Source organism: Halorhabdus sp. CBA1104, assembly GCF_009690625.1.
Classification (GTDB): domain Archaea; phylum Halobacteriota; class Halobacteria; order Halobacteriales; family Haloarculaceae; genus Halorhabdus.
Window position 1 is genome coordinate 1,387,967 of the sequence record NZ_CP033878.1, and the last position, 24,010, is coordinate 1,411,976.

At 63.7% G+C, this 24,010-nt stretch carries 28 protein-coding genes and 1 pseudogene; 14 read left to right on the forward strand and 15 right to left on the reverse strand.

Annotation, left to right across the window (positions count from 1 at the left end):
• Positions 1-40 precede the first annotated feature (40 nt).
• Positions 41-655 (reverse strand): hypothetical protein, encoded by a 615-nt coding sequence (locus Hrd1104_RS07005; protein ID WP_154552076.1) that lies wholly within the window; start codon positions 653-655, stop codon positions 41-43.
• Between the two features lie 221 nt (positions 656-876).
• Between Hrd1104_RS07005 and Hrd1104_RS07010 the strand changes: the two genes are divergently transcribed.
• The 6 genes from Hrd1104_RS07010 (at position 877) to Hrd1104_RS07035 (ending at position 6,461) form a co-directional block, all read left to right on the forward strand.
• Positions 877-2,001, forward strand: a complete 1,125-nt coding sequence (locus tag Hrd1104_RS07010; protein WP_154552077.1) for a Gfo/Idh/MocA family protein — start codon at positions 877-879, stop codon at positions 1,999-2,001.
• An 82-nt stretch (positions 2,002-2,083) separates the two neighbouring features.
• Complete coding sequence (locus tag Hrd1104_RS07015; RefSeq protein ID WP_154552078.1) at positions 2,084-3,838, forward strand: DNA mismatch repair protein; 1,755 nt, start codon at positions 2,084-2,086, stop codon at positions 3,836-3,838.
• A gap of 59 nt (positions 3,839-3,897) precedes the next feature.
• Positions 3,898-4,542, forward strand: coding sequence for an AmmeMemoRadiSam system protein A (gene amrA, locus Hrd1104_RS07020; protein ID WP_154552079.1), 645 nt, complete (start codon positions 3,898-3,900; stop codon positions 4,540-4,542).
• 26 nt (positions 4,543-4,568) lie between these two features.
• Complete coding sequence (locus Hrd1104_RS07025; RefSeq protein ID WP_154552080.1) at positions 4,569-4,853, forward strand: DUF357 domain-containing protein; 285 nt, start codon at positions 4,569-4,571, stop codon at positions 4,851-4,853.
• 162 nt (positions 4,854-5,015) lie between these two features.
• Positions 5,016-6,011: a transcription initiation factor IIB family protein gene (locus Hrd1104_RS07030; protein ID WP_154552081.1), complete on the forward strand. Its 996-nt coding sequence runs from the start codon at positions 5,016-5,018 to the stop codon at positions 6,009-6,011.
• A gap of 129 nt (positions 6,012-6,140) precedes the next feature.
• Positions 6,141-6,461, forward strand: a complete 321-nt coding sequence (locus Hrd1104_RS07035; RefSeq protein ID WP_154552082.1) for an FUN14 domain-containing protein — start codon at positions 6,141-6,143, stop codon at positions 6,459-6,461.
• A 167-nt stretch (positions 6,462-6,628) separates the two neighbouring features.
• Here the strand turns inward: Hrd1104_RS07035 and Hrd1104_RS07040 are convergent, their stop codons facing one another.
• From Hrd1104_RS07040 to Hrd1104_RS07060, 5 genes are all read right to left on the reverse strand, one after another.
• Positions 6,629-7,492 (reverse strand): hypothetical protein, encoded by an 864-nt coding sequence (locus Hrd1104_RS07040; RefSeq protein ID WP_154552083.1) that lies wholly within the window; start codon positions 7,490-7,492, stop codon positions 6,629-6,631.
• Between the two features lie 80 nt (positions 7,493-7,572).
• Positions 7,573-8,298, reverse strand: coding sequence for a ribosome assembly factor SBDS (locus Hrd1104_RS07045; RefSeq protein WP_154552084.1), 726 nt, complete (start codon positions 8,296-8,298; stop codon positions 7,573-7,575).
• 101 nt (positions 8,299-8,399) lie between these two features.
• Entirely contained in the window at positions 8,400-9,218 is an 819-nt protein-coding gene (gene psmA / locus Hrd1104_RS07050; protein WP_154552085.1) for an archaeal proteasome endopeptidase complex subunit alpha, read from the reverse strand.
• A gap of 2 nt (positions 9,219-9,220) precedes the next feature.
• On the reverse strand, positions 9,221-9,700 hold the full coding sequence (locus Hrd1104_RS07055) for an Rpp14/Pop5 family protein (protein WP_154552086.1): 480 nt from the start codon (positions 9,698-9,700) through the stop codon (positions 9,221-9,223).
• A complete protein-coding gene (locus tag Hrd1104_RS07060) occupies positions 9,697-10,320 on the reverse strand; it encodes a class I SAM-dependent methyltransferase (RefSeq protein WP_154552087.1) in 624 nt (207 codons plus the stop codon). Before Hrd1104_RS07060 ends, Hrd1104_RS07055 begins: the two co-directional genes overlap by 4 nt.
• A 130-nt stretch (positions 10,321-10,450) precedes the next feature.
• Here Hrd1104_RS07060 and Hrd1104_RS07065 point away from each other — a divergent pair, with 130 nt between their 5' ends.
• Positions 10,451-11,344 carry a hypothetical protein gene (locus Hrd1104_RS07065; protein ID WP_154552088.1) on the forward strand — a complete coding sequence of 298 codons (894 nt, stop codon included), beginning with the start codon at positions 10,451-10,453 and terminating at the stop codon, positions 11,342-11,344.
• A 13-nt stretch (positions 11,345-11,357) separates the two neighbouring features.
• Here the strand turns inward: Hrd1104_RS07065 and Hrd1104_RS07070 are convergent, their stop codons facing one another.
• The 3 genes from Hrd1104_RS07070 to Hrd1104_RS07080 are packed head-to-tail and all read right to left on the reverse strand — an operon-like array spanning position 11,358 to position 12,734.
• A complete protein-coding gene (locus Hrd1104_RS07070; protein ID WP_154552089.1) occupies positions 11,358-12,059 on the reverse strand; it encodes an RNase P subunit p30 family protein in 702 nt (233 codons plus the stop codon).
• The gene (locus tag Hrd1104_RS07075) at positions 12,059-12,490 is read right to left on the reverse strand and encodes an RNA-binding protein (protein ID WP_154552090.1); all 432 of its coding nucleotides are present in this window, start codon (positions 12,488-12,490) and stop codon (positions 12,059-12,061) included. The genes Hrd1104_RS07070 and Hrd1104_RS07075 overlap by 1 nt, the downstream gene beginning before the upstream one ends.
• 7 nt (positions 12,491-12,497) lie before the next feature.
• On the reverse strand, positions 12,498-12,734 hold the full coding sequence (locus Hrd1104_RS07080) for a DUF1918 domain-containing protein (RefSeq protein WP_154552091.1): 237 nt from the start codon (positions 12,732-12,734) through the stop codon (positions 12,498-12,500).
• Between the two features lie 175 nt (positions 12,735-12,909).
• On the opposite strand from Hrd1104_RS07080, the gene Hrd1104_RS07085 reads away from it, so the two are divergent.
• The gene (locus Hrd1104_RS07085; protein ID WP_154552092.1) at positions 12,910-13,473 is read left to right on the forward strand and encodes an NUDIX hydrolase; all 564 of its coding nucleotides are present in this window, start codon (positions 12,910-12,912) and stop codon (positions 13,471-13,473) included.
• Between the two features lie 327 nt (positions 13,474-13,800).
• Here the strand turns inward: Hrd1104_RS07085 and pyrI are convergent, their stop codons facing one another.
• Positions 13,801-14,259: an aspartate carbamoyltransferase regulatory subunit gene (gene pyrI / locus Hrd1104_RS07090; protein WP_154552093.1), complete on the reverse strand. Its 459-nt coding sequence runs from the start codon at positions 14,257-14,259 to the stop codon at positions 13,801-13,803.
• Positions 14,256-15,172 (reverse strand): annotated as a pseudogene (pyrB, locus tag Hrd1104_RS07095) (aspartate carbamoyltransferase). The gene pyrI and the pseudogene pyrB overlap by 4 nt, the downstream one beginning before the upstream one ends.
• A gap of 137 nt (positions 15,173-15,309) precedes the next feature.
• On the opposite strand from pyrB, the gene Hrd1104_RS07100 reads away from it, so the two are divergent.
• Positions 15,310-15,939 carry a transcriptional regulator gene (locus Hrd1104_RS07100; RefSeq protein ID WP_154552094.1) on the forward strand — a complete coding sequence of 210 codons (630 nt, stop codon included), beginning with the start codon at positions 15,310-15,312 and terminating at the stop codon, positions 15,937-15,939.
• A 236-nt stretch (positions 15,940-16,175) separates the two neighbouring features.
• Here Hrd1104_RS07100 and Hrd1104_RS07105 read toward each other — a convergent pair whose 3' ends face one another.
• A complete protein-coding gene (locus Hrd1104_RS07105) occupies positions 16,176-16,337 on the reverse strand; it encodes a hypothetical protein (RefSeq protein ID WP_195837558.1) in 162 nt (53 codons plus the stop codon).
• 158 nt (positions 16,338-16,495) lie between these two features.
• The gene (locus Hrd1104_RS07110; RefSeq protein ID WP_154552096.1) at positions 16,496-16,894 is read right to left on the reverse strand and encodes a hypothetical protein; all 399 of its coding nucleotides are present in this window, start codon (positions 16,892-16,894) and stop codon (positions 16,496-16,498) included.
• Positions 16,895-17,134: 240 nt separating this feature from the next.
• Here Hrd1104_RS07110 and Hrd1104_RS07115 point away from each other — a divergent pair, with 240 nt between their 5' ends.
• Positions 17,135-17,440, forward strand: a complete 306-nt coding sequence (locus Hrd1104_RS07115) for a hypothetical protein (RefSeq protein ID WP_154552097.1) — start codon at positions 17,135-17,137, stop codon at positions 17,438-17,440.
• A gap of 19 nt (positions 17,441-17,459) precedes the next feature.
• Here Hrd1104_RS07115 and Hrd1104_RS07120 read toward each other — a convergent pair whose 3' ends face one another.
• Positions 17,460-18,416 (reverse strand): peptidylprolyl isomerase, encoded by a 957-nt coding sequence (locus tag Hrd1104_RS07120; RefSeq protein WP_154552098.1) that lies wholly within the window; start codon positions 18,414-18,416, stop codon positions 17,460-17,462.
• Between the two features lie 104 nt (positions 18,417-18,520).
• Between Hrd1104_RS07120 and cyaB the strand changes: the two genes are divergently transcribed.
• From cyaB to Hrd1104_RS07140, 4 genes are all read left to right on the forward strand, one after another.
• Positions 18,521-19,066, forward strand: coding sequence for a class IV adenylate cyclase (cyaB, locus tag Hrd1104_RS07125; RefSeq protein ID WP_154552099.1), 546 nt, complete (start codon positions 18,521-18,523; stop codon positions 19,064-19,066).
• Between the two features lie 60 nt (positions 19,067-19,126).
• A complete protein-coding gene (locus Hrd1104_RS07130; protein ID WP_154552100.1) occupies positions 19,127-20,332 on the forward strand; it encodes a methionine adenosyltransferase in 1,206 nt (401 codons plus the stop codon).
• Between the two features lie 108 nt (positions 20,333-20,440).
• Positions 20,441-21,643, forward strand: a complete 1,203-nt coding sequence (locus tag Hrd1104_RS07135; RefSeq protein ID WP_154552101.1) for a tRNA sulfurtransferase — start codon at positions 20,441-20,443, stop codon at positions 21,641-21,643.
• A gap of 100 nt (positions 21,644-21,743) precedes the next feature.
• A complete protein-coding gene (locus Hrd1104_RS07140) occupies positions 21,744-22,244 on the forward strand; it encodes a DUF5804 family protein (protein ID WP_154552102.1) in 501 nt (166 codons plus the stop codon).
• A gap of 58 nt (positions 22,245-22,302) precedes the next feature.
• Here the strand turns inward: Hrd1104_RS07140 and Hrd1104_RS07145 are convergent, their stop codons facing one another.
• Entirely contained in the window at positions 22,303-23,976 is a 1,674-nt protein-coding gene (locus Hrd1104_RS07145) for a response regulator (RefSeq protein WP_154552103.1), read from the reverse strand.
• Positions 23,977-24,010 lie beyond the last annotated feature (34 nt).

Below are 24,010 nucleotides of genomic sequence, written 5' to 3' on the forward strand. Positions count from 1 at the left end.
GTCGTCGAGTCGGCACCGACGAGACGGGGCAACGCGCAGGTCAGTCACTCCGAAGCGTCCCGGTCTCGTCCTCGTGCCACGCGGCGCGTTTGCGAACGGCGACCCGTGAGACGACCAGTCCGAACACGAGAATCAACAGGCCAAAGGCCAGAAACGACCCGACGACCGCCCGGGAGCTACTGATTGGCGGGTTCGCTACGGCAGCGTCACCGAGAACGCTACGCCCGAGGGCAAGCAAAAGCGGCGTAACCCCGACCAGGCCGCCCAGAACGGTGAGACCACGGCCGACGATCAACGAGGGCACGTGCGTTCTGGCCAGCAGCCCGGCGGGAGCCATCCACGCACTCATGCCGACCAGTACCAGCCCGAGAGGGGTCGCCGGGAGCACACTCGCCAACATGAATCCCGACAGCGGCGCGAAGGGGACCGAGATCGCCAGAGCAGTCGCGAGTCGGAGTGGATACGGCAACGTCCGGCCGCGGGCTGTGTGACTCTCCTCGGCGGTAGACAGCGCGCTATCGACGATCGCATCGGTCGCTGCCGAGGAGAGGTCGCCCTCGTCCGTGCGGATTTCGAGGCCACAACCCGGACAGATGCGGCTCCCATCCAGGCCAGCCCCACAGGACGGACAACGATTCGCTGCCGAGTCGCTCATTGGCCGGAGTTGGTCGGCCGGGTATTTGACGTTTGGCCGCAACGTCGCGTCGCGCTATCACAGCCGCCAGTGTGTTATTTGTACCCAACGCTCGTGGCTCAAGCTATGGATACGAGAGTTCTCACTCCCGTGCTCGGAGATGTACGCTCGTCAGTTGCCAACTTGCGGATCGACACGGTAGCGCCCGGGTGGGCCAGCGTCCCCCAGGAGGCGGATCAGGCATGACCGTCCGCGTCGGGTTCCTCGGCTACCGGTTCATGGGCCGGGCACACGCGAATGCACTCGCTCGGCTGCCGCTGTTCTTCCCGGAAGCGCCCGCGGTCGAACGGAGCGTCCTGATCGGCCGCGACGAGGATGGACTGTCCGAGGCGGTCGATCGGCTGGGCTTTGACCGATACGTCACCGACTGGGCGGCGGCGATCGACGAGATCGACGTGCTGTACAACCTCGGTCCGAACAACCTCCACGCCGCGCCCTCGATCGCTGCCCTCGAAGAGGACGTCGACGTCTTCTGTGAGAAACCACTCGCTCACACCCTCGACGCGGCCGAGGAGATGGCGGCGGCCGCCCGAGCGAGCAACGCGACGACAGGGATCGCGTTCAACTACCGGTTCGTCCCGGCGATCCAGCTCGCTCGCGAGTTGATCGACCGGGGCGAACTGGGCGAGATCTATCACGTTCGCGCTCGGTACCTACAGGACGGGCTGGCCGATCCCGAGGCGGCCTGGAGCTGGCGCAACGACGAGTCGGTCGCCGGATCGGGCGCGCTCGGGGATCTCGGTGCCCACTCGATCGATCTCGCGCAGTTCCTGCTCGCCGATCGCGTCGAACGCGTCTCGGGCCACCTGCGCACGTTCGTCGACGAGCGGCCGGTCCCGGATGAAGCGGGCAGGGCCGACGACAGCGGGACCGAGACGCGCCCGGTCACCGTCGACGATGCTTTCAGCGCCCAGGCGACTTTCGCGGGCGGCGCGATGGGGACCTTCGAGGCCTCGCGGATGGCGACGGGCCACGACAACAGCAACGTGATCGAAGTCAACGGCTCGAAGGGGTCCCTTCGGTTCGACCTCGAACGGCTCAACGAGCTGGACGTCAGACGGCCGGACGGCCGCGGCTTCGAGACGGTTCTGGTGACCGAAGAGGACGACCCGTACGGCGACCGCTGGTGGCCGGCCGGTCACGTCCTGGGCTGGGAACACACGTTCGTCCACGAAAACTACGAGTTCCTCAGCGCCGTCGCGTCGGGAGATGGCTACGCCCCGGACTTTTCGGACGGCCTGGCGGTCCAGCGTGTGCTGGCGGCCATCGAGAAGAGCGACGCGTCGGAATCGTGGGTGACGGTTTGATCAGGGTGGGCGTGTCCATCACCGTGGTCGGGCCGTTCCAGAGAGGGGAAAGGACTTGTCGCCAGCCCCTGAGGGTGGCCGTATGGACCTGGAGGACTACTGGGGCGTCGGGCCAAAGACCCGCGAGTTGCTGGCCGAGAACCTCGGCGTCGAGGCCGCCATCGCAGCGATCGAGAGCGGTGACCTCCGAACGCTGACCGAAGCCGGACTGAGCCGCGGGCGGGCGACGCGGATCCTCCGGCGGACTGACGGGGCCGCGATGGACGTACTGGCGACCCGGGACGCTCGGGACGTCTACAAGTCGGTCCTGGATCTGGCCGCCGAGTTCGCCGTCACCCAACACGCAGCCGATAGCATCCGACTACTGACACCGAAAGCCAGCCGGACCGAGATGGAAGCCCACCTCGAAACCGTCATCGAGGCCAGAGACGCCTGGACGGGGCTCTCTGAGAGCGATCGAGAACGCGTCACCGAGGCTTTCGAAGCCTACGACAGCGTCGAGGGCGGCGATCTGGCCGGCGTCCGGGCCGCGCTGGCACTGAAGGCGGCCGGAATGACCACCGGCCCCTTCGAGACGCTCGCTGATCTCGACACAGAGCACCTCGAGGTCGGGGCCGAGGCCCTAGACGCACTGTCGGCGGGCGGGGTCGCCGAGGGCGCCGACGAGCGCCTCGACGACCTCCGGAGCCAGCGTGGGGCGGTCGAGGACATGGCCGCAAACCCCGAACGCGTCATCGAGGCCGTCCGCGAGGCCGGCGTCGGGGGCGGTGATGCCTTCCGCGAGACGTTCGTCCGCCACGTCGTCGAGGAAGCCGGTGTCGACGTCGAGGCGGTCCGGGACGCGACGCCCCGCGAGGCCGCCAACGCGACCGATTTCGTCGCCGAAGCGTTGCGAACCCTCGCCACCGACCGCCAGGACGCCGTGACCGAGCGAGAACAGGAAGTCAGCGACCAGCTGGAGACGACCCTTTCGGCTGCTCGCGAGGAGATCGACCGGGCCGTCGCGGCCGTCGACGAGATCGCACTCGCCGTCTCGCTGGCTCGCTTCGCGATCGCGTTCGACCTCACGGCCCCGACCTACGTCGAGGATCGGGACGTCATCGCCGTCGAGAACGCCGACAACCTGTCGCTACTGGGAGCTGAGGCGGACGTCCAGCCGATCACCTACGCCGTCGGCGATCACACCCTCTCGGTCGATCGGGCACGGGTGCCGCCGGACGGGGACCGCGTTGCCGTCCTGACGGGAGCAAACAGCGGTGGGAAGACGACGCTGCTTGAGACACTCTGTCAAGTCCAGTTGCTCGCCCAGATGGGCCTGCCCGTCCCTGCCGAGACCGCAGAAGTGGGGATCGTCGATGTGATCGTCTTCCACCGCCGGCACGCGAGTTTCAACGCGGGCGTGCTCGAATCGACGCTTCGGTCGGTCGTCCCGCCACTGACCGACGAAGGCCGGACGTTGATGCTCGTCGACGAGTTCGAGGCGATCACCGAACCGGGTAGCGCCGCCGACCTCCTGCACGGTCTGGTGACGTTGACCGTCGATCGGGCAGCCCTTGGCGTGTTCGTCACCCACCTGGCCGACGATCTGGAGCCGTTACCACAGACGGCCCGGACCGACGGGATCTTCGCCGAGGGACTGACGACCGACCTCGAACTGGAAGTCGACTATCAGCCCCGCTTCGAGACCGTTGGCCGCTCGACGCCGGAGTTCATCGTCTCGCGGCTCGTCGCCGACGCCGAGGACCGGACTGAACGCTCCGGGTTCCGGACCCTCGCCGAGGCGGTCGGCGAGCAAGCGGTCCAGCGCACGCTGTCGGACGCCGAGTGGTCCGCCTAAAGACCCCACGTGTTGGGGGTCGCTCGGTACGGAGCTGGCAGCCCTATCGGGAGGTAGCGATGTCACCTGGGGACGCGGCGCGCCTCGACAGCGGGACCGGCCAGCGCCTGGTCGAACATGCCCGGGCAGTCGTGACCGCGGCCGCGACCGACGGATCGGCGCCGGCAGCTCCGGATCTCGACGTCCTCGACGAGGAGCGTGGCGTCTTCGTGACGCTGCAATTGGACGGCCAGTTGCGGGGCTGTATCGGTCGGCCGCGACCGGCACAGCCCCTTTCGGACGGATTGCAGGCTGCAGCCGTCGGCGCATCCAGCGACGATCCGCGATTCCCGCCGCTTTCGGCCGACGAACTCGACGCCGTTACCGTCTCGGTGAGCGTCCTGACGCCACCGGTGACTGTTTCGGGGGAGGTGCCTTCCTCGATCGAGATCGGCCGAGACGGCTTGATCGTCTCGAAGGGGCGACAGACCGGCCTGCTGTTGCCACAGGTCGCGGTCGAGCAGGAGTGGTCGACCCAACAGTTTCTCGCCCAGACAGCCCGGAAAGCCGGCCTTCCAGAGGCTGCCTGGCGGGAAGCCGAGACGACCGTCAAGCGCTTTTCGGCACAGGTCTTCGCCGAGGAGTCACCGAACGGCCCTGTCACCGTCGATGAGTATACGCGCTCGGCAGGCCAGTCGGCCGCAGGCGAGCGGTCGACAGATTGAGGGGGCGACCCCGAATAGAGCGGGCCATGCCTGCCGATCTCACCGAAAAGACCGACCGCTACGAGCGATTGTTGGCGAGGGCCCTCGAAGAAGCGACGGTGCTGGCGCCCGAGACGACGCCACTCGGCGACGCAGCGACCGACTGCTTGGAGATGGCCCGGTCGTACCTCGAAGACGGCCGCCACTTCCGGGCCGAAGACGACCTGGTCAATGCGCTGGCGGCGTTCTCCTACGGCCACGCCTGGCTCGATGCCGGGGCCCGGATCGGGCTGTTCGACGTTCCCGAAGAGGGACACCTTTTTACCGTGTGAGTCTGGCAGCGGTCGGTCGATGCGGGTGTGACCGAGTACCTAGTTGCCGTGTGGCGATAAGGGTTTGGGAAAGATTTATATACTTTTCGGACTTACTATAGATCACCAACGGCAACCGAGAGTACTAATATTTTCCTCTACGGTTGCCCGCGTCCACCCATCATGAGTGAAACGACGACACCCCTGTACACCCGAGACGAAACGAGTGAGCGACCGACCGAGCAGCGCGAACGAGCTGATGAAGAAACCCAGAGCGAGCAGGAACACTGTCCGGAGTGTGGTGGTTCGTTGACGAGCGACGCCGAACGCGGTGAGACGGTGTGTAGCGAGTGTGGACTGGTCGTCGAGGAAGACGAGATCGACCCCGGCCCGGAGTGGCGCGCTTTCGACGCCAAAGAGAAAGACGAGAAGTCCCGCGTCGGCGCGCCGACGACGAACATGATGCACGATAAGGGCCTCTCGACGAACATCGGCTGGCAGGACAAAGACGCCTACGGCAACTCGCTGTCCAGTCGCCAACGCGAGAAGATGCAGCGCCTCCGGACCTGGAACGAACGCTTCCGCACCAGGGACTCCAAAGAACGCAACCTCAAGCAGGCTCTCGGTGAGATCGACCGGATGGCGAGCGCACTCGGCCTCCCCGAGAACGTCCGCGAGACCGCTTCTGTCATCTATCGCCGGGCCTTGGACGAAGACCTCCTGCCCGGTCGCTCCATCGAAGGTGTCGCTACCGCCTCGCTGTACGCCGCTGCCCGTCAGGCGGGCGTTCCACGGAGTCTCGACGAATTCACGCGGGTCTCTCGGGTCGAACGCATGGAATTGACCCGGACCTACCGATACGTCGTCCGAGAGCTGAATCTAGAGATCAAGCCAGCCGACCCCGAGAGTTACGTCCCCCGGTTCATCTCGGATCTGGACCTTCCCGAGGAAGTGACCAATCGAGCGCGTGATCTGCTCTCCTCGGCGCGGGAAGCCGGTGTCCTCAGCGGAAAGAGCCCCGTCGGACTGGCCGCGGCATCGATCTATGCGGCGGCCTTGCTGTGTAACGAGCGGATCACACAGAGTGAGATCAGCGAGGTCGCAAACATTTCCGAAGTGACGATCCGCAACCGCTACAAGGAACTGCTCGAAAGCGAAGAATCGCTCGACGGCCTCTAAGCTGGGCCACAGTCGTCACCACCACGGACAGCGGGGCGCTTCCCTGTCACATTTCGACGGACGTGATCGCGATTACCACGGCCGCCATCGGGCACAAGAGACTTATTGATCGACAATGACTTCTCGGTCATGGTACTGGAGAATATCGACCCGACGCAATTAGGCGCGCAAATGGGGGGCAGCGCCATCGTCGGTGCCGTAATCGGCTTTGCTGCAAAGAAGATCGCCAAAATCATCGCAATCATCATCGGGCTAGAGTTGATGTTGTTCAAATTCCTCGAATCGCGGGGCGTGCTCTCAGTGAACTGGGAACGCCTCACGAACGCCTCGGCAAACGCCTCCGAACAAGCTGCCCAAGCCGGCCAGACCGTCATCGAGACGTTCGTCTCGACGGCCGGGATCGGCGCGAGTTTCGCCGGTGGCTTCATGCTCGGCTTCAAAAAAGCGTAGTTGGCTATCCTAAAGTCACTCAGTGACCGATTGCTGGATGCCCGTGGATTGAACGATCGTGTTAGAGACGGCACCCTGTCGACGTCATTGACGTTTCTGCAGGAGAAAGTTGGCTGGTAAATTGCGACGTGATGAAGAGTGGTATTCGAAAGCAATCAGAAAGTCCGCTACGATGACGGAGCCGACCCCTCAGAGACGGTCTCGACGGGAATCTCGAACAGCCGAACGCCACAGGACACACAAGAAACAGTAGCGACTTCGTACTCCGAACAGCAGGAGGTCGTCGTCTCAGTGTCGAACGACGTCGGGCCGCCACAAGCCGGACACTGCTCGATGTACAGCCGCAGGCCGCCGGCGAGGTGCCCCCGCTGGGCGGGCGGGAGGTCCGCCCAGCCCTCATAGCGGTCGGCCAGGATCGCACAGCTTGCGACGTCGGCAATCATGGCAGCCCGGGATTCCCACCGGCCCATGATGCGGTTGTCGAGACGGACGATCGTCGCCCGCTCGGTCTCCTCGACCTGGATCGCGCCCTCGACACCGAAGGCCGTCTCGATGTGTCCCGGAAGATCGTCTGCCTCGGCAACGTCGTCGATAGCAGCCTGCCACGCCGTCGCGAAGGTATCAACCAGTTCGAAATCCTCGCCCGTCTCGTCGAACTGGAGGGCGTTGGCGTCTACGAGGATGTCTTCGACGTCACGTTGCTGCTCGGCGTCGAGCATCGCCTGTGTGTTGGGGGCCGGTTCTTTGCCAAACAGCTGCAACAGCCACGGTGGAAAGTACCGCTTCGTCAACGTCGGTGTCCCCGGGACGAGGTAGCCCCGAAGCCAGATCTGAGCGAGTCCGAAAAGTATCGCCAGTCCCCCGACGGCGGCGGCGATCGGCAGCGACTGACCGGCTACGAGCAGTCCCCCGGCCACCAGTTGGCCACCCAAGACGGCGATGAGCGTGTTCGTGACGGTACACGGGAGACACCGGTTGTCGCCGGTGTACGCCGGCCGTCGGTACCGATCGAAAACTGAGTGGCGGGCCATCGATCGACGGTTGATGACGGAGCGACAATAGCCATTCGGTCGGTATCCCACCAAAGGGCCACAAGTGAGACAACGCGACGCTACCGCGTCTTGATGTCGTCCTCGTCTTTGAGAATCTGTGTCTCAGCTTCGCCACTGGACACTTCGTTTGCGAGTTCGTAGAAGTCGTTTTGCAGCCCCGCCGGGAAGGTCACCACGCCGACCCAAGAGCCATCGGCCTGCCACTCCTCGCGTTCGAGGTCGCCAAATTCCCGAATCTTCGCTTGGCCGCTGCCCGCGTAATCGGCCGGCAGCTGGACCGCGACGGTAACCTCGTCGAAGCGGATCGGAATGATCGGTCGTAGTTGCTCTAAGGCGTCCTCAACCTGGTTTTCGACTGGTTCCATCGGATCGACCTGGAAGCCTGCCTCTTCGAGGGCGGACTCGATACGGTCTGGCGGGTGTGGCGCGTCATCCATCTGCGGGTTGACGGCGTTGCGGGTGATGCGCTGGACGAGTTCCCGGTGTTTGCGCTGTTGCATCTCGCGGCGCTGGTCGGCAGTAATCTGGATCTCACCGTCTGTGATAACCTGTGGGATAATGGCCAGGGGATCGGTCGTCTCGAAGACTTCTTCGAGCGACTCCTCGGGCGGGCGGTCGCCACGCGAGGCATCCTCGAAGACGTCTTCGGCGGCGATGACGTCCTCGAGTTCGTCGTCGAACTCGTCGCGCTTGATAGCCAGGGCCGCGTCCGGGTCGACGAGTACCTCGAAGCGCTGGCCATGTGACTCGAGTCGAGCCGTCACTGCCTCGTCAAGCGATATCATACCGAGACCTACACAATCCCCCGACAAAGGTGTTTCCGAACGACCCCGCGACGAAACGGCCACGAGAAAATCCAGCCCGAGACACTGAACGCGATGGCCCGTTACTCGTCGTCGGTCTCGTCAGCGTCCGACTCGTCGGTCGCTTCCTCGTCTGTGTCCTCGGCCTCATCGCCTGGGGCCTCGTCGGCTGCAGGAAGCAATCCGAGATCGTCGAGATGGGCTTGTTTCTGGTCGTCAGTGAGTTCGCTGAACTGGGCGTCCTCGACACTGATCGTCGCGACGCCGATTCCTTCGGGCGCGAGTTCGCCGTCGTTGACCGCAGCCATCGCTTCGAGTGCGAGCCCGACACCCGCGTCGAGATCCATCTCCTCGTCGTAGTTCGCTTCGAGGTACTCCCGGATATCGCCACGGTCGGCCCCGATCGCGAGTGCCTTCCACTCGTAGGGCGTCCCGGACGGATCAGTCTCGTACAGTCGGGGCTCGCCGTCACTGACGCCGGCGATGATCAAGGCGACGCCGAAGGGCCGCGCACCGCCGATCTGGGTGTACTGCTGGATGTGATCGGTGACTTGCTTGGTGAGTGTCTCGACGCCGATCGCTTCGCCGTACCGAAGCTGATTGACCTGTGTCTGCCGGCGAGCGAAGTCGATGAGCTGGCGGGCGTCGGCGACGTGGCCAGCCGAGGCGATGCCGATGTGGTCGTCTGCCTTGTGGATTTTCTCGACGGAGGATCGCTCCATCAACGGTGATCGGATACGCTTGTCGACGGCGAGGACGACGCCATCGGCCGTCCTGACGCCGATGCTCGCCGTCCCGCGCTTGACGGCTTCCCGGGCGTACTCGACCTGGTAGAGGCGACCGTCCGGTGAGAAGATCGTGATTCCGCGGTCGTAGGCCTGCTGTTGGGATTGTCCCTGCATAGTTACTCGAGATCGCGTTGCGTCGCCCCGAGGAACTCCTCGCCGATCTGCACGTCGACACAGCCGTTCCGGACGACGGCGGAGCGGTCAGCACCCGCGAAGGCGACGTCGCTGTGCTCGGTGGCTTCCGGGCGACTTCCTAAATACTTTTCTTCACACGCACGCACCGTGCCGCTGACGCCGCTGACGCGGACGCCAACTGGCTCGTCATCAACGGTATCGAGACAAGTCAAAACAGCGCGAGCGTCCGAGACCGCCCCGCGGCGCGTCCGGACGATGGCGTTGCCCGTCCCGTCTTCGAAGGTGAACTGTTCGACAGTGAGATCGACCCGGGCCGAGCCAACGTCACCGAGCAAATTCTGTGCGGCGAACCACAATTCCCGCTGGAGCGTCCGCCGATCGATCGCGAGGTCCGGCCACCCCTCAAGCTCAACGGCCAAATATCGCCAGCGCTGGCGGACGTGTTTCGGCAGCGGATTCACGAGTCGTCCCCCACCGCCCGTTCAGCGACCAGTACGCCAACCTGATCGTGGACGCGTTCGACGGCCGACAGGGCGAACCCGGCCGAGGTCAGGGCATCTGCCAACGTTCCGACTGTCGCCGGGTCGTCGACCTCGGGCGAGTAAAAGGGTTCGGACGGATCGGCCTCGCCGAACAACATGACGTCACCGAGGACGAATCGCCGCGGGCCAAGCGCCGCGATCGTCTCGATTGCCTCGCCTTTCGCTGCGTCGTCGAGATGGTGCATCGCGAAGTTCGAGACCACGATATCGACGGCGGTGTCGGCCGGCACGTTCGGCTCGCGGAACCGGCCCGTGCCAAAGGAGATGTTGTCGAGACCGGCATCGGTGGCTTTCTCGCTGGCCTGATCGAGCATCCCCTCGCTGATGTCTCGGCCGATTACCTCGCCGGCCGTCTCGGAAAGCGCGAGGGCGATCGCTCCCGTGCCAGTTCCCAGATCGAGCACGACGTCGTTCGGTTCGGGTGCGGCGTGGTCGGTCACGAGATCGGCGGCCGCCCGATACTCCGGGCTCCCCTCGCTGTCGTACGTAGCAGCGGCCTTGTCGAAGCGGGCGGCGTGGTCCTCGATGGAGCGTTTCATACCGTTAGTTGCGGATCGAAGGCTTTCAACGCCACGGGACAGCCGCCGTCATCGTGGCTGCAATCTTGTGCCAGGGCCAACGGTTTGAACCACCGGAAGGCTAAATTGCCCGGTCTACGTGGTCGATGGCATGGATCGGCGCCACCTCTACGGGGCGACGTTCGGCATCGTCGGCGTCCTGCTCGCGGGCGTCCAGTTGCTACACGCAACCGAACAAACTGCGGTACCGATCGCGATCGTCGTCGACGGTGCCCCGTTCGCGCTGCTTGGACTGTCACTGTCCTTTGCGGGCTACTGGCTGGCTAGTAGCGAACAATTCGAGGAATATCTGCCGCGGATCGCCGCCTGGGCCGTCGGCGGAACCCTCCTGTTGGCGTCGGTGGCTGCGCTGACGTTGTTCAGCCAGCGCGTCGCGACGGGAACCCTCCAGCGAGCCACATACATTACCGCAGATAGCATCACAGTCGGTGCCGTCGCGGGCACCGTCGTCGGGCTCTACGACGCACAGAGCCAGCAACACCGGCAGAAACTGGAGGCAGAACGTGACCGAACCGAAGCGTTCGCCCGCAAAGCGGCCGACCTCAACAACTACGGGCGCGCACTCGCCCAGGCGACGACCGTCGAAGAAGTCAGCGCCTACTGTATCGAGGGACTCTCCTCGCTGCTAAGCCTCTCAGAGACCGCCTTCGTCGAAGTCGGCCCCGAAGACACGCCGATCACCTCCAGTACGGTCTCGAACGGCTTCGAATCCCAGCTCCGGTCGATCGCCCGTCACGCGGCCGAAGACGAGGCCGTCGTGGCCGTTCACGAAGGCGAGAGCGTGCCCGCAGATGTCGCCTCGGTACTGACAGTCCGACTGGAAAACACGGCCGCGACGACGGGGGTGCTCGTCGCGATCAGGGACACGGCCGAGCCGATATCGACGGAAGACGAGCAACTGCTTGAACTACTGGCGTCCCACGCAAGCATGGTGCTCACCCGTCTTTACAGTGGCCCTGGCCAGGGCCGTCCCGACAATCGCTGATCGACGCTGCCGATCAGCGATCGTCTGTGTCCGCCAGACGGATACCCGGTTCGACGAAATTGTCGCTCGCGCGCTCGCGGTTACGCGTCGCGAGTGCACCCCAAGCCGCCAGGCCTGCCTCGATCCAGGCAGCCGAACAATCGAGTGCCTCGCCGACCGCCGCCAGGTCTCGTGGCGCGCGCAACTGGAGATGAGTCCGGGGGTCGGCACTGACGACGTAGGGGGCATCGTACTCCTCGATGAGGTCTTGCAATTTCTGCAGATCACGGAGGGCAGCAACGCGTTGACCGCCCTCGGCCCGTAGTACGTGCCTGAGAGAGTACTCCAGATGGACACCGTTTTCGGCGGCCGTTTTGACGACGACGTGATCGACGTCGCCGTCCCCTGCCATCGGATGAGCGAGGACGTCGACCGCCGGCTGTTCGACGGCGAAGCGATTCATGTCGAGGTCACCACCGTGGACTGCTACGATCGTCCGTGACTCGCGATGGTTGCCGATGAATCCGCTTGCACGGGAGCGATCCTCGGCGTGGATCTCCACGCCCGAGACGACATCGATACCATAGGTGTCTGCGATCGACGCCCGATCGTACGCGGGCAATGCGTCGCCGTGATTGCGAACGACGATCCCGTCGAACCCGTATTCGGCAGCGGTCGAGACAAACCGGGCAACGGTGGCTTCGCCGTCCGGCCTGGCGTGGACCGCCTCGTACATCACGACCCCTCGAAGGCCTCACGGACGTTCGCGACGGCCCGGTCTTTCTCGGCCGGATAGGCCTCGACTTTACCCCGGAGCGTGATACCATCCCCACGCTTGACGGTCCCGTTGTAAGCCGCCTGCTTGTCCAGCGTCAGGAAAAACGAACAGTTCTCGTCGATCCGATCCTCGAGTTGGTCGAGAAACTGCCCCCGTTCAGTCTCGGACAACGAGTCGACCTGTGAGAGGACGTGTCTGATCTCGTCGGCCCGTTCCAGCCGCGTCGAGAGAATGAGGATGCGATCGCCGTGGTGGCCCTCGGTCTCGGCGCGCTCGATGGGCGCGTCCTCGGGCAGGAACGTCCCCAACGCGTCCTCGATGCGCGCGTCGTCTTCGGTCGCATAGCAGAACGTCCGCAGATCGACGTAGTGGAACGGGACCGTCGACATCGAGCGATCAGGCGTCCGACTCGTCGGTTGGTTCCGCGTCCTCGTCCTCGGGTTCGTCTTCGGCCTCGGGGGCTGCTTCGAGGGCGTCTTCCGGGACACCCTGCTCGCGGCCCTCCGCGAACTCGACCGTGTAGGTCGCGTCGCCGAACATCGTCTCCATGATCTGGGTGACGGTCCCGGTTTCGCCGTCGAACTCACTGTGTTCGTCGTGCAAGGTGACGTGATCGTCTTCTTCGAATGCCATACCCATCGGTATTGGAGTGGCGACTAAAAAGGGACTGATTCGGCTCACACGCCGGTTCGCGGTGTCGAACACTTAAGCCAGTGACCGTCCAAGTTCGAGCTATGACTGTTCGGACGTTCGGTAGCAAGCGATCGGATCGCGGGCTGAGGACAGACGAGCGCGGACGTTCGGGCGGATGACGGTCGTCGACAACCTGTGGTACCGTGCCGAGGAAGCCGCCCAGCAGGCCGAACAGACGTATCATGGGCTCCGTGAGGGAGCTACCGACGTCATGGAGTTTACCCGGACGCGACACGTCTCTCGGCCCCGCTTTGAGACGATCACGGCCCGGATCCAGGACAATGGCCTCCCGTACGGGGCCCACACCGTCGCGACCAACGACGACGCGCTATTGCTCGTCCGACACGAGGCCGTTGGCAAGTGGGTCCTGCCAGGCGGTGAGATCAGTGGCGACGAATCGTTTCGGGCGGCCGCCAGGCGCGAGCTGCGCGAAGAAGCAGGTATCGACGGCTCCTATTGCGGGCTCGAGCTACTGGGTCGTGTCGAATTCTACTGTGACGAGTACGAAACGTGGGGGGTCCTCCCGATCTACGAAGCCCGAGCCGAAACGACGACGCTAACGGTCGAAGACCCCGACGCCGAGATCACTGACGCCGAGTGGTTCGAGACGCTACCGAGGGACGCGCGTGATAGAGATGTCCTCACGCGCTGGCTCGAAACACGGAAGAGAGACGGGTAAGACGAATCCAACAGTATCACGCCCAGCGATAGTTGCCACTACCAGTCGTAACGATCCGGAGGAGGATGATCCGACACGGAACGTCACTCCCACACCGATGGCGGATCACCCCCGACGATACCTCAGTCTCCCTTCGATTTCTTCACCATAGCGACTACGAAGGCGACAACGACCAGGGCGACCAGTAGTTTCTTTTTCGACATCACCTAAACTGTCCACCCAGTGGCCTAAAACGTTTCTGGAAGGCCAGCCAATCCTGCCATCTCCAGTGAAACGCCCCGACACTGGATCGACAGACGACCCAATCGACGACGGACAGGCCGCCCGTCAGTCGATCAGGTCGGCGATATCGTCACGAACGATCGTCTCACAGTACGCACAGCGCACGCCCTCATCGAGGACATCGAAGCGTGAGTCGACCGGCTCGTTCCCGGTCGTGATGCAATTGTGGTTCGGGCACGAGAGGACCCCAACGACTTCTGCGGGCCGAGAGACGCGATGTTTCTCGATAACCTCGAAGTCCCGGATAATGTTGATCGTCGCCGCGGGTGCAATCAGCGAGAGGACGTCGAGTTCGGCCTGGCTTAGCTCCCGGTCCTCGACTTTGACGATATCTTTGGCTCCGAGGCGGTCGCTCGGGGCGTTCATGACGATACTTACGGTGTCGCCGTCCCCGCCCTCGATACCGAGAATCGAGAGGACGTGCATCGCTTCCCCACCAGTGATATGATCGATGACCGTCCCACGCGGGATCTTGCTGACGCGGAGTTGCTCGTCGGTACTCATGCCGACTCACCCTCCAACAGCAGATCGAGGAGTGCCATCCGAACGGGCACCCCGTTGTGGGCCTGCTCGAAGAACTGTGCGTGGTCTGTACGATCGACGTCGTGGTCAATTTCGTCGACTCGCGGGAGCGGATGCAGGACGGTCAGCTCGTCGCCAGCCCCCGCTACGGTCTCAGCGTCGATCTGGTACTCGCCGGCGACAGCCCGATACTCACTCTCGTCCGGGAAGCGCTCTTTCTGAATGCGGGTCACGTACAGGACGTCCAGACTGTCGAGAATGGGTTCGAGTTGGGTGTGTTCTCTGATCGTCGCCCCCTCCTCGTGGAGGTCGTAGCGAACCGACCGCGGGAGTTTGAGACTCTCCGGGCTGATGAAGTGTTGGGTCGCATCGAAGTTCGTCAGCGCGTGGGCCAGCGAATGGACGGTGCGACCGTACTTCAGGTCGCCCATAATGCCGATCGTGAGGTCATCCAGACCGGCGTTTTCTCGGATCGTATAGAGATCAAGCAGCGTCTGGGTCGGATGCTGGCCGGCTCCATCGCCCGCGTTGATGAGCGGGACGTCGACGAACTCGCTGGCCATCTTGGCTGAACCCTCGCTGGGATGGCGCATAACGAGGGCGTCGGCGTACCCTTCGACGACACGGACCGTATCTGCGAGGCTCTCTCCCTTCTCGACGCTGGAGTACTCCACTGGCCCCATGTCCACGATGTCTCCGCCCAGGCGCTTGATCGCCGCCGTGAAACTCATTTTCGTGCGCGTGCTCGGCTCGAAAAGAGCAGGCCAAGCAGCGCGCCGGGGTGGCGCTGGGTGAACGCCGCCGGATCGTCGTCCATCTCGGCCGCCCGATCCAACACCTCCTCGATATCGGCCCGCGAGAGTTGTTTGGCGCTGATGATGTGGTCGTGACGCATCGATCACATCCCCGCTCGCCTGGTTCTTGAATCCCCCGACACGCCCCGAAGTGCGCGAGAAAACGGCCCAAGCAGTCACCACGACCCCTCAATCCGGAATCTTTAATCGCGTGGCTATCTATTGTTATAGATGACACATGGCCGATCGGCTCCGGACCGGGATCGACGTCCTCGACCGGAAACTCGATGGTGGGCTCCCGGCCGGTTCTATCGTCGTGCTGAACGCGACGCCAGCCAGCCAGGCAGAGTTGTTTCTCTACGAGCTGACGGCGACACGCGGCACGCTGTATCTCTCACTGGATCGGTCCGAACAGGCGATCAAGGACAGTCTCGAACAGTCCCCGACGGCTACCGGCCAGCCGACGGTCAGACACGTCTCCGGTGAGGCCCCACTCGACAACGCCGGCAAACTCGTCAGTGCGCTCCCGGAGACGTCCAACCTCATCATCGACCCCTTAGACGTCCTCGAAGCACAGGAGCCACCCTCCCGGTTCCGGAGTTTCATGAACGACCTCCAGAATCACATCTTCAACACGGGGAGTCTCGCCGTCCTGCACTGCCTGGACGGCCGAGGTGTCCCACCGCTGCGGGACACGACCGAACACTTCGCCGACGTCGTCTTCGACCTCCACACCACGATCGCCAACGACGAGGTCGAGAACCGGCTGGCGATCCCCAAGTTCCGCGGCGGCCGTGCCCCGACCAGCGTCATCAAACTCGATCTGGTCGAAGAGGTCAGCATCGACACCAGCCGCGATATCGCCTGACCACCTTTTTACTGCGGTGGGTTCGCAGAGTGAACCCCCCTCGCAAAAAGCTGGACCAAAAACTCCTCCGAACGCGCCGGCCGGCGCGTTCGGAGAGAACCGCGTCTCACTTCGTTCGACGCGGACACTTCGAGAGATCTACAGCCCCCATTGATGAAGCGAAGCCACCATGGAACGGAGGGGTTCACAGACCGCTTCGCTCGGTGGTCAAACAGCGTATCGGGTGCAGTAGCCGATCAGTTGCGCCATTCGTTGATGAGTGTCGGGACGATAACGCCAACGCCGAGCAGCACGGCGAAGTGAACCCATTGGCGGTCGGTGACGGCTGTTGTCCCATACACCGATACGAGAGCGACGACGACGAAAAATGCGGTAATCTTGGTTTCTGTGCGAACCAAACCATTCGACTGTGAGGAGGGCTGTTCTGACACTCTCGATCGTTCGGCTGCATCTCACTAATACTCTTTCCACAATCCCGGTGCCGACTGCGGCCACTAACCGACCATAGCAGGAGCCAGACCTGTCTGGACAAGTGGCCAGCACACGAACAGATCTGTCACTGCTCCCAGCGGAGTCGGAGCCCGAATTCACCGTTTGTTTCAGCGACTTCGATATAGCTCTCGCGGTCGCCAACCGCACGCGGCAGTCGGACTGAAGCGGAATCCATCCACTCGGCAGTCGAAATGGTGAACGTATAGTTTCCGGGTCGGTCGATTGTGGTCACGTCCCACTCGGTTCCGGGTTGAACGGATCGCGTCGCGTTCAACACGGCCACGCCACCGCGTTCAACTCGATAGGACACGTTCCACGTCCCATTCGTCGGATTGTACACCGTGACCTCGGCGTTGGCGTCGCCATCGAAGCGCTGTTCCGGCGAGTCCGTCACTGTGCCGGACGCACCGCTACATCCGGCGAGGACGAGACAACAACAGACGAGGAGGGCCTTGAATTGCACAGCTAGCGGTGTTACCCCGTAAGTACATATTTCTTGTCACAAAGGAAGCAACAGCGCGGTCGCGGGTATCGATAGCAGCTATCGTCGAAGACGTGCTCGCGAAAGCGTCAAAGCGAGTTGCCCGGAACTCACAGCGAACTGGGACGCTTTGGGAAGATCGCATTGCGACCTCGCCTCGCTCGCGGGACAGTAAAGCCACCGCCAAGGTACCGTTTTGTCGACGGCGGCCGTACCACCAGTATGGACCAGCAGGCGTCCGTCGACGCGGAGTCGATCCGTCAGCGGGCGTGGATCGAGTACAGAGAGCCCGAAACCGCGCGGGTCGACCAACCCGTCTGGGTGGCAGAAGACCGAGAGAGCGGTTGTCTGGCCATCGGCGACGTCCGTATCGAAGCCGTGGGGAATCTGGTCGCCGCCGTCGACGAGTACGAGCGATCGGACACCGACACGCCGCTACTGAAGGCTCGTGGACAATCGATACCGCGCCGGTTGGGGCGGGAAAATGAAACCGCGCCGTTAATCGATCGGCTGTTACCCTGGCGATAACTCGTCTAGGGCCGGGGCTTTACTCTTCGTCGACGTCCAGTTCCTCGGCGAGTTCGTCGGCGTCGACGTCCGCGTCTTCGAGCGCTTCTTCGAGGTCGCCACCGCCGCCACCGCCCATACCGCCCATCATGCCGCCCATGCCGCCCATCATGCCACCGCCCTCGCCCAGCGTCTCCTGGACGATGACGCGGTCAACACCGAGCAGCTCGACGAACTGCTGGGCGATCTGCTGTTTCTGGAACATCCACTGCTGGTTCATCGACAGCTGAGGCGTGGCCTCGATGTACAGCGTGTCCTTCTCGACTTCGACGGTCTCGGTGACCGGGCCGTCCTCGTCGTCGTCGGCATCTTCGAGCTCTTCGGGGTCGTCGACGACTTCCTCTTCTTCCACGACGTCGGTCTCGAACCAGACGTCGAGTTCCATGCTGAGCATGGTTTCGAGCAGACTCTCGGCCTTGGCCTCGCGGTCCTCGACAGTGTCGACGATCTCGTACTCGTACTCGATGTCCTCACCGGCGAGTGGGTGGTTGAAGTCGACGCGAGCGCGCCCGCCGATGATCGTCTCGACGTGGCCGTGCTCGCCGTCGACGTCGACGTGAGCGCCGGGATAGCGGTCGTCCTCGGGGATCTTGTTGGCGCTGACGGTCCGGACTTCTTCCTCGTCGTAGGCGCCAAAGGCGTCGTCGGCCGCGACGACGACCGATCCTTCCCCGCCGACTTCCTCGCCGATGACGGCCTCCTCGACGGGTTCGAAGAGGTGGCCTTCGCCCAGAACGATCGTCCGGGGTTCGAACTCTTCGTCCTCACCGACGCCTTCCTCGTCGGCGATTTCCTGACTGGTCGTATCCACGAGGTTACCATCCTCGACGGTCCGTGCGGTGTATTCTACCGTAACGAAGTCACCCTCCGCCAGACCGGTCGCCTCGTCGCTTTGCGTTTGTTCCTCGGCCGTCTCGTCCGCGGAATCGTCGGTCATACCGAAAAGGAGTCCCGTTGCACTCTTAAGGACAACGTTTCGGGGCTATCGACCGTGATCGGAGATGCGTGCGGTTTTTGGCCTGTAGACCGCTGTGCTCGCTCATGTACGAGGTAGAGATGAAAGTGCGGGCAGACCACGAGACGGTCCGGCAGGCACTGCTGGACGCTGGGGCCGACCCGCTCGGGACGATCCGGCAGGTCGATACGTACTACGACGCCCCCCACCGGGACTTCGCGGCGACTGACGAAGCGTTGCGGGTCCGCCGGGAACACCGTCACGGCGAGACGACGGCGAAGCTCACCTACAAGGGGCCAAAGATCGACAGCGAATCGAAGAGCCGCAAGGAAGCCGAGACGACGGTCGGAGACGGCGAGACGGCCGACGCTATCGTCCGCGGACTCGGATTCGAACCCGCCGCAACCGTCGAGAAAGAACGACATCGATACGCACTCAGCGGGTACATCGTCACGCTCGACGACGTAAGCGATCTCGGGGAGTTCGTCGAAATCGAAACCGAAGTCGACGACGAGAGTGCAGTCGAAGGGGCGCGAGAATCCCTCCAGGGGAAGCTGGCGGACCTCGGACTGGATCCCGCCGAAAGCATCCGGCGGTCCTACCTCGGCTTGCTCTTGGATAACTCCAAGTAATTGATCGCGGTCCGAAAGTTTCCGTAAGTTATAGACAGTGCGGCAGGTAAGCTGGTAGTAATGACTGACCGAAACATTCGCGTCACGCCAGCCAGCGGGTTGGCCGTCGAGGACCAGCGGGTCGAAGTCGTCGAGCGCAAGGGCCTGGGTCATCCAGACTCGATCTGTGACGGCGTCGCCGAGCGCGTCTCACAGGCGCTGGCCCAAGCGTACTTGGATCGTGTCGGCAAGGTGCTGCACTACAACACCGACGAGACACAACTCGTCGCCGGCACGTCCGCCCCGGCCTTTGGTGGCGGCGAAGTGATCGAGCCGATCTACCTGTTGCTCGTCGGCCGAGCGACCAAGGAGTTTCAGGGCCAGCGCATCCCGACGGATACGATCGCCCTGGAGGCTGCCCGCGAGTATCTCGACGAGGCCTTCCCGCACCTCGACGTTGGCTCGGACGTGATCGTCGACGTCCGGCTGGGCGAGGGAAGCGGTGACCTCCAGGAAGTGTTCGGCGAAGACGGCGCGGCCGTGCCGATGGCCAACGACACCTCCTACGGTGTCGGCCACGCCCCGCTGACCGAGACCGAACAGATCGTCCTGAACACAGAGCGCCGCCTCAACGGGGAGTACGCCGTCGAGAACCCGGCGATCGGCCAGGACATCAAGGTGATGGGCAAGCGTGAAGGTGACCACATCGACGTGACCGTCGCCGCCGCGACGGTCGATGCCCACGTCGAGAACATCCACGAGTACCGCGACGCCGTCGAGGGCGTCCGGGAGTACGTGACCGACCTCGCCGGCGAGTACACCGACCGGTCGATCAACGTCGACGTGAACACGGCCGACGACTACGAAGAAGGCGCGATCTACCTGACGACGACCGGCACCAGCGCCGAGCAGGGCGACGACGGCTCGGTCGGCCGGGGTAACCGCGCCAACGGGCTCATCACGCCCAACCGGCCGATGAGTATGGAAGCCACGAGCGGGAAAAATCCCGTCAACCACATCGGGAAGATCTACAACCTGCTGAGTACCGAGATCGCCCAGTCGGTCGTCGCGGAAGTCGACGGGATCAGACAGCTGCAAGTCCGGCTACTCAGCCAGATCGGCTCGCCGATCGACGATCCACACGTCGCCGACGCTTCGATCATCACCGAGGACGGTGTTGCGGTCGCCGACGTCAAGGACGACGTCTCGGCCATCATCGACGAAGAACTCGCCGACATCACCGACATCACCGAACGGGTCATCGAAGGCGATCTCTCGACGTTCTGAGTAACCGAATCCGGACCCGACCGGCAAGCGATCGGGGGCGATCGCCAAACGGTTTCTCGGCCGATCGCTGTCGAAGCCTGTTTACTCCCGCATCGAATACGCTCGGCTATGCATCCACCGGGGGCCGATACCGTCGTCGTTCGTCACGGCGAGGTCGGTGTCAAGAGCGATCAGGTGCGGATGAAAATGGAGTTCCAGCTCCAGGAGAACCTCAACGCACTGCTTTCCGATCGGGGCCTGCCGGGCGATACGGGCTGTGAACGCAATCGCCTCTACGTCCGGACCACAGAGGACGCTGTCGAGGCCGCGACTGCGGCAGCCACCGAGGCGCCGGGCGTTGTCTCGGCCAGTCCCGCACTGACCGTCGCGCCGACGATGGACGCGATAACGGACGCCCTCGCCGACACGACGACCGCCTGCTACGACGGTGGCCCCTTCGCTGTGGTAGCGCGGCGTGCCGGCGGTGACGACGTCCACGACTTTTCGAGTCGGGACATCGAGAACGAAGGTGGCCAAGCCATCTGGGACGTGATCGAATCGATGGGGAAGACACCCGAGGTCGACCTCGACGATCCCGCATTTACCGTCTTCGTCGAAGCACGCCCCGACGAAGCGTTCGTCTTCCTGGAAAAACGATCGGGGCCGGGTGGGCTCCCCCTGGGGACCCAGAAACCCCTCGTTGCCCTCCTCAGCGGTGGCATCGACTCGCCCGTCGCGGCCTGGCAAGCGATGACTCGCGGCGCGCCGGTCGTTCCGGTGTACGTCGACCTGGGAGCCTACGGCGGCGTCGACCATCGCGCCCGAGCGGAGGCAGCCGCGGGTGCGCTGGCAAGGCGTGCGCCGAACTTCGATCTGCAGCTGTCCGTCGTCGACGGTGGCGAGGCCGTCGAGCGGTTGATGACCGACGTCGAAGACACGCGGATGCTCTCGTTCCGACGGTTCATGTATCGGGCCGCCGAACGCATCGCCCGCGACGTCGGCGCGGTCGGAATCGTCACGGGCGAGTCCATCGGCCAGAAGTCGAGTCAGACGACGGCCAACATCGCGGTCACAGACGCCGTGACGGACCTGCCGATTCATCGCCCGCTGGTGTCGGCCGACAAGACCGATATCATCGCCCAGGCCCGGGACCTGGGCACGTACGACGACGCGACCGTCCCCGCGGGCTGCAACCGGGTCGCACCCGACAAGCCCGAGACACACGCCGATCCAGCAGCGGTCGAAGGTAGCGAGCCTGATGACCTGCTGGAACTGGCGGACAGCGCGGGCTCGAATCCCGCGGTCGTTGACCCGCCGGCCCAGGTCGAGTGACGATGCGACCAGCGACAACGAGCGGTCGAAACGAGCGCACTCACCGCCGACACAAAGCAAGACGGAACGCCTTTGGAACGCGGGGACACAAGGCCAACCGATGACTCGCGTCTGCCTGCTCGGGACCGACGACGTCGCCCTCCGGCAGACGCTGCGCTCCCACGAGACCGCTCGCGACGCATTGTGGACCTACGACCTGACGGATCCATACCGGAACGCCGTCGAGGTAGAAACCGTGAGTCTCGGGGCCGCGATCTCCCTGCTGAATGATCTCAACTGGTATCTCGTCCGCTACGTCGCGGACACGCTCCTCAGAGAACCGAGCGTCAGCGAGACCGAGTGGCTATCCCGCGAGCTGGCGAGGGACATCCGCGACGGCCGCATCGATCCGGACGAATCGGATCGCTATCTCAAAGTCTACGGCGTCATCGACCCGGACGACAGCGATAGCGAGGAGACGAGCGACGAGGCGAATACGGCTCGGCGGCTCGTCGAACCGATGTACGTGACCCGAACGGACGGCTCGATCCCGACCTACGACCTACGCGACGTGACCGACACTGTCGTCGTTCGCGTGACCGAATCGGAATTCAGTAGCTGAATGGCCCTCGATGGCGAACAATCGCTTACCGACAGCAACAGTGTCTCTCAGCCGACGACTAAGCAGGTGATCGCTCGGGTGAAGGCGGAATCGGTTCGACGAACCCGATAATATCGAAAGCAGCGGGGTGGCCATCCTCCAGAACCGTTGCGTGGACCGAGAGCTCGATCAGCTCCCCGTCGCTGTCGTACGCATCGATGTCGAACTCGGAGATCGATCCGGCCGTCACGAGTCGATCGAGAAGTGTTTCCCGTCGCTCCGGGTTGGCGTATACGTCCGTCGCCAGATCGTCGCCACTCTCGATGGCAGCCGCCGGTGATTCATACCCCAGCAGTGACGCCAGCCACTCGTTGACCTTGTGTACCTCACCGTCGGTGTCAGTCCGGAACATACCGAACGGTGCGAGGTCGAACAGCGTCTCGTATTGTTTCAACTCGCGGTCGCGGGTTCGCTGTTCGGTCACGTCTCGGACGACACCGTCGAAGTACCGCTCGCCGCTCTCTTCGGTCATAATACCGGTCACTGACGCCCAGAATTCCGCTCCGGAAAGTCGCTGCAGTCGAAGCTCCATATCCCGGACGATGCCTTCCCGTTCGAGGGCCCTGATGAACTGCTCGCGGTCGGCGGGATCGGCGTACAGTTCCTCGAAGGGGCGCCCGACGAGATCCGATGCATCGGCGGCTCCAAACAGGTCGACCAGCGCGGGATTGACCTCGATCAGCGTCCCGTCGGGCAGCGGCGAGTTCCGATAGACGCCTTCGGGAACATTCGAGATGATTCGCTCGTAGCGCTGCTGGCGTTCGTGCAGTTCGATCCGGTAGATCGCGTGGGCCAGGTCGTCGCCGATCTCGGCCAGAAGTTCCCGTTCGCGCCAGTCGAAGGCATCGGCCGCCTCGGCGTACAGACAGAGGACGCCGTAGCGGTCCCCCTCGTAGACGATCGGGAGGGCTGCCGCCGCGCGGTAGCCACGCTCTGTGGCCGTCGCCGGCCACTGGTTTGTCTCGTCGACCCGCGCCGTTGTAATGGTGCCCGCCTCCAGGGCGTCCCAGACGGGGCAGGCCGCCCCCTCAGCCGAGTCTGCAAGCAGTTTCTCGCCGTCGAGATCAGCATCGTCACAAACAGCATTCGCCCTGATGGTCAGTGAGTCACCAGCGGATTGGGGCTCGGCGATACAGGCGAGCCGATACGGCTCGGCGCCGGCGACGATCTCACAGACGTGGTGCTCGATCGTCGCCCGATCGTGTGACCGCACCAGCGCCTGATTGACGTCCCCGAGGATAGTCCGGATGCGATCGAGGCTGCTGGCCCGCTGGCTGGCCCGATACTGCTCGACAGCATTGCGTGCCCGGTTGGCGAGGAGTTCGTACTGCTCGCTGCCGGTGTCTTTCTGGAGATAATCGGTGACACCACTTGCGATGGCCTCGCTTGCGACCTCCTCGCTCCCCTTACCAGTAAACAGAATAAAGGGGAGATCGGGATACGATGCCCGGACGGTATCGAGCAATTCGATACCGTCCATCCCCGGCATGTCGTAGTCGCTGACTACACAGTCGGCGGATGATGTATCGAGGCGATCCAGCACCTGAGAAGGATCCGTCACAGTGATCGTCTCGATGGCCTCGTCAGCCCGCTCGAGGTACGAGGCCGTCAGCGCGACCAGATCTTCCTCGTCGTCGACACAAAGCACCGTGACGGCCTGCCCTGACATGAGCGGGGCGACACACTCTGCCATTATAATGATGGTGGAAAATTGTTCTGAAACCCGC